Raw genomic sequence first — 13,301 nt, forward strand, 5'->3', positions numbered from 1 at the left:
TCGGGCCGATGAGGAAAGTATCGTTGTGTTTGCAACGAAGTCAAGGAAGCCGAGCGCGCGGCACTTCATATTCGCGGGCCCTTGCCTCCCAAATCCGGCGCGCTGTTGGCCAGTCGGGCGCCTGATCAGCATAGAACCCAATGGTTTTGCCTGTTGCGATCCCGGGAAAGACGCGCATGGCTTTGAGATGCCGGGGCATGGTCAGGAAGGCGCGCATTGCGGCCTCGCTTTCCCAGATGCTGAGAGTGTGATGCACCCCGTCGATGCTGCGCGCGCTAGCGCCCAAATTGCCCGGCGCAGATTGTGCTTCCGCCATGGCGGGCATGGCGAGCGACCAGAAGCGCGGCGCATGCCAGATAGCTTTGAGCTTCAGCCCGGTGATGGAGATGTAGATCTGCGCCATGACAGGGAAGTTAGAGCCGCTAACATCGCTGTCAAATCGGGCCTAGGTCCAATCGAGCACCACCTTGCCCGACTGCCCCGAGAGCATCGCGGCGAACCCGTCTTGGTAGTCGTCCGCCTTGAACCGATGTGTAATCACACGCCGCACATCAAGCCCGTTCTGCAGCATCGCGATCATCTTGTACCAGGTCTCGAATATCTCCCGACCATAGACGCCTTTAATGGTGATCGCTTTGAACACGATTCGGCTCCAATCAACCGGCGATTTGCCCGGCGGGATGCCCAGAAGCGCGATCCGGCCACCCATGACCAGTGTCTCGACCATCTGATCGAGTGCGATCTGATTGCCCGACATCTCCAGGCCGACATCAAACCCTTGGCTCATACCCAGTTCCGGGATCACCGCGGCCAGGTCTTCTTCTAGAACATTGACTGGCCGGACATCCGCGACTTGCCCGGCGAGATCGAGCCGCGCTTGGTTCACATCCGTGATCACCACATGCCGCGCGCCTGCATGCCGGGCCACGGCGGCGGCCATGATCCCGATCGGTCCGGCGCCGGTCACCAGGACATCTTCGCCCAGAAGATCGAAGCTCAGCGCCGTGTGCACCGCGTTGCCAAGCGGGTCCAAAATCGCGCCAATCTCGTCATCCACATCATCGGGCAGCGGCACGACATTAAACGCGGGCAGCGCCAGGTATTCGGCGAAGGCCCCTTGCTCATTGACCCCGATGCCCCGCGTTTCCGGATCGAGATGAAACTTCCCGGCCCGGCTTTGCCGCGAGGTTTTGCCGATCAGATGCCCTTCGCCAGAGCAGCGTTGCCCGAGGCTGAGCCCCTCCACATGCCGCCCCATATCGACGATTTCCCCTGCAAACTCATGCCCCGTGACTAGCGGCGTCGGCACCGTCTTCGCGGCCCATTCGTCCCAGTTCCAGATATGGATATCGGTCCCGCAAATCCCGGTTTTATTGATCCGAATCAGCACATCATCTAGGCCGATCTCCGGAACGGGCACGGTTTGCATCTCCAGCCCAACGACCGGACCTGGTTTCACCAGCGCGCGCATCTCATTTGTCATCGGTTTTGCTCCGTTCAAAGGCAAGCCAGGTCCAGGTAACACCGGCGGCGCGGTTTTGCGGCTGGTGCGATGGGGCAGCCGCGTCGCGCAGAAGCGTGAGGCCAACCTCCTCGGCACGTGCGATTTCCTCAGTGGCGTCGAGCGGGTGGATTGGTTGGCCGTCGGGCACCGGCCCGTGGCGCAGCGAGAGAATGAGCCGGCCACCTGACGCGAGCAAGGTGACCATACGCGCCAGGGACGCCGCTCGGGTTGCCGCGGGCAAATGATGCCAGATCGCATTGGCGAGGATCAGGCTGAACGCCCCGTCGACCCCTTCAAGGTCGGGCAGCCGCGCATTCATCACAAGCGCTTCAGGCAGCCGCGCCTGGATCGCGGCGCGGAAGGCCGCCACGGGCTCCGCGGCGGTGACGTCGTGACCTCGTGCGGCGAACCATGCCGCATCCCGCCCGCTGCCTGCACCGACATCTAGCACTTGCGCCGGTGGCGCGGGGAAAAGGTCGAGGACGGCAGATAACACATCCTCGCTCGTCACGGCGTTATAGCGGTCGCACAGAGTCTCAGCATGCGCCTCATAGGTTGTAATGGCGGCCTCACCGGTCATGTGATCGCCCCGACAGCCCGGCCTGCGACGGCAAACGCCGCCAAACCCTGATCCAGATCGCCCTTGGTAAGCGCGGCATTCATCTGCGTTCTGATCCGCGCCTGGCCCTTTGGCACAACGGGGAAGAAGAACCCGGCCACATAGACCCCGCGTTTGTAAAGCGCCGCCGCCATCTCTTGCGCCAACCGCGCATCGCCCAGCATCACCGGGATGATTGGATGCTCCCCAGGCAACAGATCGAAACCCAGTTCGGTCAGCCCTGCGCGCCAATAGGCGGCGTTCTCAAAGAGATGCGCCCGAAGCGCACCGCCTTCTTCGACCAGTTTCAGAACCGCCAACCCGGCGGCGCAGACGGCTGGCGGCAAAGCGTTCGAAAAAAGATAAGGCCGCGCCCGCTGGCGCAGAAGGTCGATCACCGGCTGCGGCCCGGCGATATAGCCGCCAATCGCGCCGCCCAGTGCTTTGCCCAAGGTTCCGGTCAGCACATGCACCCCATCGGCCACGCCCGCATGATGCGGCGTGCCGCGCCCGCCTGGCCCCATGAAGCCAGTCGCGTGGCAATCATCCACCATCACCACAGCATCGTAACGCGCCGCAAGGGCAGTGATCTCGGCCAAGGGCGCCAGATAGCCATCCATCGAAAACACGCCATCGGTCGCAATCATGATATGCCGCGCGCCCTCGCCCCGGGCGGCTTTCAACTGCGCCTCCAACTCCTCCATATCCGCATTGGCATAGCGATAGCGCTTGGCTTTGCAGAGGCGGATGCCATCAATGATCGAGGCATGGTTCAACGCATCCGAGATGACCGCGTCTTCGGGGCCAAGGAGCGGCTCGAACAAGCCGCCATTCGCATCGAAACAGGCCGCGAAAAGGATCGAATCATCCTTGCCCAAAAACCGCGCCAGGGCCTGTTCCAACTCCCGGTGCAAATCCTGCGTGCCGCAGATGAACCGCACACTGGCCATGCCAAAGCCGTGCCCATCCATCGCGTCTTTCGCCGCCGCGATGAGGGCCGGGTGATCGGCCAGACCCAAATAATTGTTGGCGCACAGGTTCAACAGTGGCTGCGCAGTACCCTCAACGGCCACATGCCCGCCTTGCGGCGAGGTGATCGGGCGCTCGACCTTATACAGCCCGTCGGCTCGGATCTGATCGAGCGTGTCGGACACATGCGCAAGAAAGCTTTCGGACATTGGGGCACCTCCTGGCGCCACCTTAAACCAGATCGCGCGCCGGAAAGACCAGCGCGCGACATCAATCTTGCGGAGACTGTCGGAATTGTGCGCTTAGATGCCCACGAAGGGTTGTGCGATCCGGGGCAGTAGCCCGTCGAACTTCAACGGTGCATCTGTCGCGACCAGACAGATGCAATCCTGCCCCGCCTCGGCCACCGGCGTGTGATGCACATCTTGATCAGCCACCTCGATATCGCCGCGCGCGAACCGGTCATCCTCATCGGCATAGGCGCCTTGCAGAACCAGCGTCATCTCGGTGCCGTGATGGCTGTGCATCGGCATCGCCTGCCCCGCCGGGATCGACAGGAGTCGTACACTGGCATCTTTGCTCGACTGCAGCACACATTGCTTCACGCCCATCCCCACGGAGCGCCATTTCACAGCATCCAGATCGCCGCCCACCGCATCGCGCAGCGGCCCTGGGAAAATCCCGCTACTTGGCGGGGTTGGCCGCGCCTCCGGCATCTCCATCCCGGTGATCCGGGCCAGCGTCGCCTCGAAACTGTCTTCGGCCAGTTCGGCACACTCAACCTCGTCTAACATCGCGCCGCCAACCGCTTCGAAGCTTTCCAGCCGCGCCCGCACGTCGTCGCTGAGCGAGACATGGGTGGCGACCACAAGATCAAAGGCCTCGGGCAGGGCGCCGGCGGCATAACCCATCAACAGGTCATCGGGGATTTGGTGTTTTACATCGGTCATATCATATCACGTCATATTGTGCCGCAGCCGGTCCAGCGCCAACCTAATGCGCGACTTGATCGTGCCAAGGGGCAGACCCGTCTCCGCGGCAATTTCGCTATGGGTTAAATCTCCGAAATAGGCGCGTTCGATCAGAATGCGTTGCTTTTCGGGCAAGTTCTTCAGCGCCTCGGCAAGCCGTGCGCTATCCTGTTGGAGGGCAATGACCTCGGCCTGATCAGGCGCCGCTTCGGGCCCCCAGGGCAGGTCTTCCGGTTCGGGCCGGGCATATTTTCTCAGAAGATCGATCTTCCGGTTTCGTGCGACGGTGAATATCCAAGTCGCTACGCTGGCGCGCGCCGGGTCATACATATGCGCCTTACGCCAGAGCGTCGCCATGACATCCTGCATACATTCCTCAGCCAGGCTGACATCCGCGCCCGATTTGATCAGGAACGCTTTCACCTTGGGTGCAAAATGCCTGAACAGATCGGCAAAGGCCGCCTGATCCTGGCTCGCGGCGATGGCCGTCACCTTGGCCACCCACTGCGCGTCATCCTGTGCTGCGCTTGTCACGACTCTCCTATGTCCTGCGTGCCGTGCCCGAACAGCGTCTTCGTAACGCGTCGGCGGCGGTGACAGGTCTTGTGTCTCAGAAAGATCATTTAACAAGAGCATACCAAGCTTACGACCCCAGCCCGAGACTGGATCAAAGTTTTTTTCTTTCATCCATATTGGGACTTTGGCCGTAGACCTGTCTAAACATTGAAAAACTGTCTCTGGGGGTCCTCCGTGCCATTTGAAACTATCGCTGCCCTGCCGCGTCGAATTGCCGTGATCGGCGCTGGCATCTCCGGGATGGGGGCGGCCTATCACTTGTCGCGGACCCATGCCGTGACGCTGCTAGAGGCTGAGCGACGGCTGGGCGGGCATGCGCGCACGGTCTTGGCCGGAAAAAACGGCGATCAACCGGTCGATACCGGCTTTATCGTCTTCAACTATTCCAATTACCCGCACCTGACCGCGCTCTTTGATGCGCTCGACGTGCCGGTTGCGAAAAGCGATATGAGCTTCGCGGCATCCATCGGCGGAGGTAGGATCGAATATGGCCTGCGCAACCTGCCGACGCTCTTCGCGCAGAAATCCAACCTGCTCCGCCCCGGCTTTGCGCGGATGATCCGCGACATCCTGCGTTTCAATGCGCGCGCCGAAGAACTGGCCGATGATGATGCTGGCACGCTTGGCGAATTGATGGATCAGATGCAGATGGGCCGCTGGTTCCGCGATTATTATCTGACGCCAATCTCGGGCGCGATCTGGTCGACACCGAAAGAGGAGATCATGGATTTCCCGGCGCAGGCTTTGGTGCGGTTCTTCCGCAACCACGCGCTTCTAAGCGCCACGGGGCAGCATCAATGGTGGACCGTCCAAGGCGGCTCCATCGAATATGTCAAACGGCTTGATGCCGCGATGCGCGGGCAGGGTGTCGATATCCGCCTCGGCAAACCGATTGAGGCTGTGCGCCGTGTGCCCGGCGGCGTTGAGGTCCGTCGCGGCGGCGATTGGGAGATGTTTGACGATGTGGTCTTCGCCACCCATTCCGATGATACGCTGGCGATGCTCGCTGACCCAAGCCCAGAGGAGGCCGCGGCCCTTGGGGCCGTGCGGTATCAACCCAACGAAGCCATCCTGCATGCCGATGCCAGCGCCATGCCCAAGCGCCACGCGACCTGGTCCTCCTGGAACTACACCGAGCGGAAGGGGCATACCGGCGGCCCAATCGACCTCACCTATTGGATGAACTGCTTGCAGCCGATCCCCGAAAGCGACCCGCTTTTCGTGACGCTGAACAGCCGAGGGCCGATTGATGAGGCGCTGATCTACGACCAAACCACCTTCCGCCATCCGGTCTATGACTTGGCGGCGCTGGCGGCGCAGGGCACAATCCGGGCTATGAACGGCACCAACAACACCTGGTTCTGCGGTGCGTGGATGAAAAACGGCTTCCACGAAGACGGCTATGCCAGCGCCATTGATGTGGTCGAGGCCATGGCCGCCCGCGACCGGGTTGCGCTCGCTGCATGACCGCGCGGATCGACCATATCGCAGGCGAGACCTTCCACGGGCGTCGCGGCGCGGTCGAAAACGCGTTCAAATACAGCATTGATTACGTGATGCTGGATGCCGAGGCGGAGCTGCCCACACCGCGCCTGTTTGGCCGGAACCGAGGCAATCTCGCGTCGCTTTGGGACAGCGACCATGGCGGCCCGCCGAAACAGGGCGAAGGCGCGCCATGGGCGCGTGAAGTGCTCGCCGCGCATGGCTTGTCGGAGGTTGCGGATGGCCCGCTCTATTTGCTCGCCCAACCCCGGATGCTGGGTCATGTGTTCAACCCCGTCAGCTTCTGGCTGGCCTATGACGCAGACCATGCTCTCAGCGCGGTGATTGCCGAAGTGTCTAACACGTTCGGCGACCGTCACTCCTATCTTTGTGCCCATCCCGATCACGCGGAAATCACCCGCTCCGACACGCTCACAGCCGCAAAGATCTTCCACGTCTCGCCATTCCAGCCCATCTCGGGCGGCTACACCTTCCGTTTCGATATCCGGGAGGATCGCATCGGCATCTGGATCGACTATGCCACCGGCAATGAGGGTCTGATCGCGACGCTCACGGGCACGCGCAAACCTTTGACCACTCTCGGATTGCTCCGCGCCGCCCTCCGCCGCCCGCTCGGGTCGCGCCGGGTGCTGGGCCTGATCCACTGGCAGGCGCTGAAGCTCTGGTGGAAGGGCGCAAAGTATCGCGTCCGCCCAACGCCGCCCGCCGACGAGGTCTCGCGGTGAGCCACCCCCGCTTGTCGGGCTATGCGGTTTTTGCGGCGATGCTTGCTTCCGCCGGACTGCCAATCTACATCCACGCGCCGAAATTCTTTGTCGATGAATATGGCGTGGGCCTGACCGCGCTGGCTGCCGTCCTCTTCGGTCTCCGCCTCTTCGACGTGATCCAAGACCCGGCGCTTGGCTGGCTCGCCCAAACCACCCGCAAACGTCGCGCCTTGGCGATCACCATCGCCACTGTGATCCTCGCGTTTTCAATGATCGGCCTCTTTGCCGTCACCCCGCCCATCGCCCCGCTTTGGTGGTTCGCGCTCACCCTGATCGGCCTCTTCTCGTCCTTTTCTTTCCTGACGATCTGCTTCTATGCCCAAGGGGTCCACACGGCGGGCAGCCTCGGTGACAAAGGGCATCTCCGCCTTGCCGCCTGGCGCGAGACGGGCGCGCTGCTTGGCGTCTGCCTCGCCTCTGTGGCCCCGACAGTTCTGCTCTTCACTGGCGCACCCTTCGCCGCGTTTGCCACGGGCTTCGCAGGTCTTTGCCTTGTTGCGCTCCTTCTGATGCAGGGCGAATGGCGCCCGCCCCCGCCCCCGCCTCAGGCGCAAGGCGGCTTTCGTAGCGTTTTGGCGGACCCAATCGCCCGCCGCCTGCTATTGATCGCGCTGGTCAATGCCGCGCCTGTCGCTGTGTCTTCGACATTGTTCCTGTTCTTCGTCGAAAGCGCGCTCGATGCGCCCGGTTGGGAAGGCCCGCTGCTCCTGCTCTTCTTCCTTGCTGCTGCCGCCAGCGCGCCGCTTTGGTCCCGTCTGGCGCAACGCTTTGGGGCACGCCGCACCCTGCTGGCGGCCATGGTCGCCGCGATCCTGTCTTTCTCCACCGTGCTCGCGCTTGGCCCCGGCGACACGGCCCTCTTCGCGCTCATCTGCCTGATCTCCGGCGCAACCCTCGGGGCAGACCTCACGCTGCTGCCCGCGATCTTCGCCCGCCGGATGGCCCGCGTCGCGCCAGAGGCCGGCGCGGCCTTCGGCCTCTGGTCCTTCGTGTCGAAATTCACCCTCGCCTTCGCCGCCGTCGCCCTTCTGCCCGCGCTCGACCGGGTCGGATTTGTCGCAGGCGGTTCCAACGATCCGGCGGCTTTGTCGCTCCTGACCCTCCTTTACGCCCTGGTTCCTTGTGTGTTGAAACTGGCGGCAATTGCCCTCTTGGCGGCCACACCCCTGCCCGAAGATAACCCAAGGAGTCTTTGACCCATGCGCGACTGGACCGGAAAACGCTATTGGCTTGTGGGCGCCTCCGAAGGTCTCGGCCGGGTGCTCGCGCACCATATGAGCCGCGCCGGTGTCGATCTGGTCCTCAGCGCGCGGAATGAAGACCGGCTGCAAGACTTGGTGGCCGAATTGCCTGGCCGCGCGTCTTACGTCCCGATCGACATCTCCAACACCGCCTCGGTCAAAGCCGCTGCGGAAGAGGTGGGCGAAATTGACGGGTTTGTCTTCCTAGCCGGGGTCTATTGGCCGCAATCCGCGCGGGAGTGGGATGCCGATCAGGTCGAGGCGATGTTCGACATCAACTTGACCGGCGCCGCGCGCTGTCTTGGCCAGGTGGTGCCGAAATTTGTCGCCCGCGACCGCGGCCATATCGTGCTCACCGGTTCACTGTCGGCGTTTCGGGGCTTACCCGGCGCCATCGGCTATTCCGCGTCGAAGGCGGGGATGATGTCGCTGGCGCAGTCGATGTATCTCGACCTGCGGAATACGGGCGTTGAGGTGCAATCGGTCAATCCCGGCTTCATCAAAACCCGCCTGACCGACAAAAACACCATCTCCATGCCGTTTATCATGGAGCCAGATGACGCCGCCGCCGTGATGTTCGAACACATGAACACCGATCAGTTTCAGCGCAGCTTCCCGTGGGCGTTTAGCCTCTTGTTCCGGGGGAGTGTGTTCCTGCCAAATTGGCTTTATGTCCGTCTTTTCGGTTGACCCGCAATTTGCGCAAGATCAAAGACGCTCCACCCTGGGTTGACCGATAACAGGGGCAGACCACCGCGCGAGAAGGGACAAATCATGCTTGCAATATCAACACGGAAAGTGGCGCAGATCATTCTGATGGGCCATGAGCTTGACCGGGCTGAGCCTGAAATGCGCGGTCTGATCGACACTCTGAATGAAGACGAGATGGCCGAGCTGGTCGCGATCATGTGGATTGGACGCGGCAGCTTTGAGCCAGAGGATTTTGCCGAAGCGCTGAGAACGGCGCGGACCGAGGCGACGACGCCGACGGCGGATTACCTGATCGGCACGCCGCATATGTCGGACCATCTAGAGGCCGGGCTAGAGATGTTGGGCGTCGATGCGAAGGACGAAGAAGACGACATCATGTAGGGCGGTGCTGCCGGTTTAACCTTCTAAATCAAGGCGATATGGCGGTCAAACTCCGCCTTCGCCCGTCCCCAAACGCTCGCGTTTAGATCGCCAAGCGTCATCAGAGATGGCAGCAATTGCGCCGCATAATCCTCGGAGCTTTCCACCGGCAGCATCGAGGGCAAGTTGTCGATCGCCGTGACATCCAGCACCGGTTCGTCGTGGACGCGCAGCGCAGGCGCGGCCCAATCGGTGGTCCGGTCATAGACCTTGATCGGCGAGAAATCAGACGTTGGATCGCAGGCGATATCGCCAATCACCGACAGGCTCCGCGCCGCCGTCTTGGCGCTTGCGGGCACGAAAACCGGTGCGCCAGGCTGCGCCAGGATGCAGTTGAGCAGAATCTCATGCGCCAGGATTTCGGGAAACGGCCCGCCAGAGGCGGTTTCGGCCATATCCCATTTTGTCACCGTCATTCCCATCGACTCACAGAGATCTGCGGCCCCCGTGCCAACCCGTCCGAGGGCTCCAATGACCAAGGCTTTTGGCGGTGTCATGCCCGACATCTCGGACCGGAGGTCAGCGACCAGGGCGTCTTTGCCTGGATATACGCCCACCGGCCCACAAATCTCGCCGCGGTGTTGCGCCGTCCAGCATTTCAGCGCCACCGCCGCGCCCGCGAACCCGGCCCAATAGCCGAAAGCCGCAACGCGCCGCCCGGCTTCGTCGACCAGATATTCCAGATCGTAGAGCGCTCCGCTGCCAGCCTTGAAACGTTGCAGCAGCACTTGCCCCGCCGGTTGTCCCTTATAGGCATGGCCAAACATGATATGCCGATGGCGGAGCGGCGTGCCATCTTCGGGCAGCTCCTTCAGCCCGAAAATGATCGCGTCTTCGGGCGCCTCGGGCCAGCTATTCTCGGCAGCGATTTCCGCGCCCGCGGCGCGATAGCCATCGATTGGGATGGCGCGGACCGAACTTTCCTCGACCGTCACCCGCAGACCCGCCGCGACCAGAGCTTTCGCGCCCGCCGGCGTGAGCCCAACGCGCTCTTCATTCGGGCGCTGTTCGGCGCGGACCCAGAGATGTGTCATCGGCGATGTCCTTCGATGGTGTACGGGCGTTTTACGGCTGGGCAATCGCATCGGCAAGCGTGGGCATCAGGGCCTGTTTGGCAAGAATAGGTTACAAAGATCGCGGCATCTGCGAATTTTCGTAACCTATTTAGATGCGGTCATGCCGGATTTGGACCTATCCCGGTCGCGAACTGGGACTGGCGGGGGCGGGAATCTGCGATAGGGTGTCTCTGCTTAGGGAGATACGCGTATGAGTGACATGATCCGCTTCACGCTGGATGGCCAAGAAGTCGAGGCGCAGCCCGGAGAAACGATCTGGGAAGTGGCCAATGGCCGTGGCCTGGTGATCCCGCATTTGTGTCACAAACCCGCGCCCGGGTACCGCCCCGATGGCAATTGCCGCGCCTGTATGGTCGAGATCGAGGGCGAGCGGACTTTGGCCGCCTCCTGCATCCGCGAACCGGTCGAGGGGATGGTTGTCGTCACCGATTCGAGCCGTGCCAAAAATGCTCGGAAACTGGTGGTCGAAATGCTCCTTGCTGATCAGCCGGAGCGCGATGTGGCGCATGACAAATCCGCCCATCTCTGGGACATGGCCGAGTCGAACGGCATTGACCAAAGCCGCTTCCCCAAGCTCGAAGAATGGCGCATCCCGCTTCTGGATGACAGCCATGTGGCGATGTCGGTCAATCTGGACGCGTGCATCCAATGCGGCCTCTGCGTTCGGGCCTGCCGCGAGGTGCAGGTCAATGACGTGATCGGCATGGCAGGCCGAGGGCAGGACAGCTATCCGGTCTTTGATTTCAACGATCCGATGGGCGAGAGCACCTGCGTGGCCTGCGGCGAATGCGTCCAGGCCTGCCCCACCGGCGCGCTGATGCCGTCCAGCGTTGTCGATGAAAACCAGGTCGGCGACCGGGCGGATTTCGACGAAGAGGTCGAGAGCATTTGCCCCTTCTGCGGTGTCGGCTGTCAGGTGTCGCTCAAGGTCAAAGACGGCAAGGTGAAATATGTCGAGGGTATCAATGGCCCCGCAAATGAAGGGCGTCTCTGCGTCAAAGGCCGGTTCGGTTTCGACTATATCCACCATCCGCATCGCCTGATCAAACCTCTGATCCGGCGCGAGGACGCACCTGCGAAGGGCCTCAATGTCGACCCGGGCAATTGGCAGACCCATTTCCGCGAGGCGAGTTGGGACGAGGCGCTTGATGCGGCCGCCAACGGCCTGGCGCGGCTTCGCGACGAACGCGGCGACACCGTTGCTGGTTTCGGCTCGGCCAAATGCACCAATGAAGAGGCCTATCTGTTCCAAAAGCTGATCCGCGAGGGTTTTGGCCATAACAATGTGGATCACTGCACCCGGCTTTGCCACGCGTCATCGGTGGCCGCGCTGATGGAGAATGTCGGATCTGGCGCGGTGACCGCGACCTTCAACGAGATTGAGAACGCTGATGTGGCGATTGTCATCGGGTGTAACCCGGCGGGGAACCACCCCGTGGCGGCGACCTATTTCAAGCAGTTCACCAAGCGCGGCGGCAAGCTGATCGTGATGGACCCGCGTGGTCAGGCACTTTCGCGTTATGCCACGCACAACCTGCAATTCCGCCCCGGTGCGGATGTGAGCCTGTTGAACGCGATCTGTCATGTGATCGTGGAGGAAGGGCTCTATGATCAGCAGTATATCGATGCCTATACCGAGAATTGGGAGGCGGAGAAGGCGCATCTGAAAGGTTTTTCACCGGAGAAGATGGCACCGATCTGCGGCATTGAGCCGGATGTGATCCGCGCCGTGGCGCGCGACTTCGCGACCGCGCAGGCGGGGATGATTTTCTGGGGCATGGGCATCTCGCAACATGTTCATGGTACGGACAACTCCCGCTGCCTAATCTCGCTGGCGCTGATGTGCGGTCATGTGGGCCGCCCCGGCGCGGGTCTGCATCCGCTTCGGGGGCAGAACAACGTTCAAGGGGCCTCCGATGCAGGGCTGATCCCCATGGTTCTGCCGGATTATCAAGCGGTTGGTAGCGAGGACGTGCAGTCGAAATTCGCCGATCTCTGGGGCTTTGAGATCAATCCGAACCCGGGTCTGACGGTGGTGGAAATTGTCGGGGCGATCCATGACGGCACGATCAAGGGCATGTATATCCTGGGCGAAAACCCGGCCATGTCGGACCCCGATGTTGATCATGCGCGCGCCGCGTTGGCGATGCTGGATCATCTGGTGGTGCAGGATATTTTCCTGACCGAAACCGCCAATTATGCCGACGTGATTTTGCCCGCTTCGGCCTTTGCCGAGAAGTCGGGAACAGTGACCAACACCAACCGGCAGGTGCAGATGGGGCGGCCCGCCGTGCCGCCGCCGGGCGAGGCGCAAGAGGATTGGTGGATCACCTTGGAGCTGGCGAAACGCTTGGGCCTCGGCTGGACCTATACCCACCCTTCCGATGTCTTTGCCGAGATGAAGCTTGGCATGGCCTCACTCGACAACATCACCTGGGATCGCTTGGCGGGTGAAAACGCTGTGACATACCCGTCTCTCAGCCCGGAAGACCCAGGCCAGGCGATTGTGTTCGGCGATGGCTTCCCGCGCGCCGAAGGGCGGGCGAAATTCACCCCCGCCGCGGTGATCCCGCCCGATGAGGTGCCGGATGCGGAGTATCCGATGATCCTGACCACCGGGCGGCAATTGGAGCATTGGCATACCGGCTCGATGACGCGGCGGTCGGCGGTGCTGGACGCGGTGGAGCCGGAAGCGAATTGTTCGCTGCATCCGAAATCCCTCCGCAAGCTGGGCGTCAGCCCGGGCGAGATGTTGCGGCTGAGTACACGGCGCGGGTCGATCGAGATCATGGCGCGGGCGGATCGGAATGTCGCCGAGGATATGGTGTTCCTGCCCTTCGCCTATGTCGAGGCAGCGGCGAACCTCTTGACCAACGCAGCACTGGACCCATTCGGGAAAATCCCCGAGTTCAAATTCTGCGCGGTGAAGGTTGAGGTGGTCGAAGATCAGGTGGCGGCCGAGTAG

General features: G+C 62.1%; 13 protein-coding genes. 6 read left to right on the forward strand and 7 right to left on the reverse strand.

Annotated elements, in window-relative coordinates:
* Positions 1-40: 40 nt before the first annotated feature.
* The 6 genes from GTF44_RS01290 to GTF44_RS01315 form a co-directional block, all read right to left on the reverse strand.
* The gene (locus GTF44_RS01290; protein WP_216364839.1) at positions 41-403 is read right to left on the reverse strand and encodes a hypothetical protein; all 363 of its coding nucleotides are present in this window, start codon (positions 401-403) and stop codon (positions 41-43) included.
* 42 nt (positions 404-445) lie between these two features.
* The gene (gene tdh / locus GTF44_RS01295) at positions 446-1,483 is read right to left on the reverse strand and encodes an L-threonine 3-dehydrogenase (protein ID WP_171559429.1); all 1,038 of its coding nucleotides are present in this window, start codon (positions 1,481-1,483) and stop codon (positions 446-448) included.
* Positions 1,473-2,084, reverse strand: a complete 612-nt coding sequence (locus GTF44_RS01300; RefSeq protein WP_171559432.1) for a bifunctional 2-polyprenyl-6-hydroxyphenol methylase/3-demethylubiquinol 3-O-methyltransferase UbiG — start codon at positions 2,082-2,084, stop codon at positions 1,473-1,475. The genes tdh and GTF44_RS01300 overlap by 11 nt, the downstream gene beginning before the upstream one ends.
* A complete protein-coding gene (locus GTF44_RS01305) occupies positions 2,081-3,280 on the reverse strand; it encodes a glycine C-acetyltransferase (RefSeq protein ID WP_171559434.1) in 1,200 nt (399 codons plus the stop codon). Before GTF44_RS01305 ends, GTF44_RS01300 begins: the two co-directional genes overlap by 4 nt.
* A 93-nt stretch (positions 3,281-3,373) precedes the next feature.
* On the reverse strand, positions 3,374-4,021 hold the full coding sequence (locus GTF44_RS01310) for a ChrR family anti-sigma-E factor (protein WP_171559437.1): 648 nt from the start codon (positions 4,019-4,021) through the stop codon (positions 3,374-3,376).
* A gap of 6 nt (positions 4,022-4,027) precedes the next feature.
* Complete coding sequence (locus tag GTF44_RS01315; protein ID WP_367383350.1) at positions 4,028-4,576, reverse strand: sigma-70 family RNA polymerase sigma factor; 549 nt, start codon at positions 4,574-4,576, stop codon at positions 4,028-4,030.
* A 216-nt stretch (positions 4,577-4,792) separates the two neighbouring features.
* Here GTF44_RS01315 and GTF44_RS01320 point away from each other — a divergent pair, with 216 nt between their 5' ends.
* From GTF44_RS01320 to GTF44_RS01340, 5 genes are all read left to right on the forward strand, one after another.
* A complete protein-coding gene (locus GTF44_RS01320) occupies positions 4,793-6,085 on the forward strand; it encodes an FAD-dependent oxidoreductase (protein ID WP_171559443.1) in 1,293 nt (430 codons plus the stop codon).
* On the forward strand, positions 6,082-6,846 hold the full coding sequence (locus GTF44_RS01325) for a DUF1365 domain-containing protein (RefSeq protein WP_171559447.1): 765 nt from the start codon (positions 6,082-6,084) through the stop codon (positions 6,844-6,846). The genes GTF44_RS01320 and GTF44_RS01325 overlap by 4 nt, the downstream gene beginning before the upstream one ends.
* Positions 6,843-8,084: an MFS transporter gene (locus GTF44_RS01330; RefSeq protein WP_367383351.1), complete on the forward strand. Its 1,242-nt coding sequence runs from the start codon at positions 6,843-6,845 to the stop codon at positions 8,082-8,084. Before GTF44_RS01325 ends, GTF44_RS01330 begins: the two co-directional genes overlap by 4 nt.
* A 3-nt stretch (positions 8,085-8,087) precedes the next feature.
* Positions 8,088-8,819, forward strand: coding sequence for an SDR family oxidoreductase (locus tag GTF44_RS01335; protein ID WP_171559450.1), 732 nt, complete (start codon positions 8,088-8,090; stop codon positions 8,817-8,819).
* 84 nt (positions 8,820-8,903) lie between these two features.
* Positions 8,904-9,221, forward strand: coding sequence for a DUF3775 domain-containing protein (locus GTF44_RS01340; RefSeq protein WP_171559453.1), 318 nt, complete (start codon positions 8,904-8,906; stop codon positions 9,219-9,221).
* Positions 9,222-9,244: 23 nt separating this feature from the next.
* Here GTF44_RS01340 and GTF44_RS01345 read toward each other — a convergent pair whose 3' ends face one another.
* Positions 9,245-10,294 (reverse strand): saccharopine dehydrogenase, encoded by a 1,050-nt coding sequence (locus tag GTF44_RS01345; RefSeq protein WP_171559456.1) that lies wholly within the window; start codon positions 10,292-10,294, stop codon positions 9,245-9,247.
* Positions 10,295-10,526: 232 nt separating this feature from the next.
* Here GTF44_RS01345 and fdhF point away from each other — a divergent pair, with 232 nt between their 5' ends.
* Positions 10,527-13,301 (forward strand): formate dehydrogenase subunit alpha, encoded by a 2,775-nt coding sequence (gene fdhF, locus GTF44_RS01350; RefSeq protein WP_171559459.1) that lies wholly within the window; start codon positions 10,527-10,529, stop codon positions 13,299-13,301.

Origin of the sequence: Roseobacter sp. HKCCD6576-2 (assembly GCF_013179285.1) — a bacterium.
In the GTDB taxonomy this organism is placed as follows: Bacteria; Pseudomonadota; Alphaproteobacteria; order Rhodobacterales; family Rhodobacteraceae; genus Rhodophyticola; species Rhodophyticola oceani.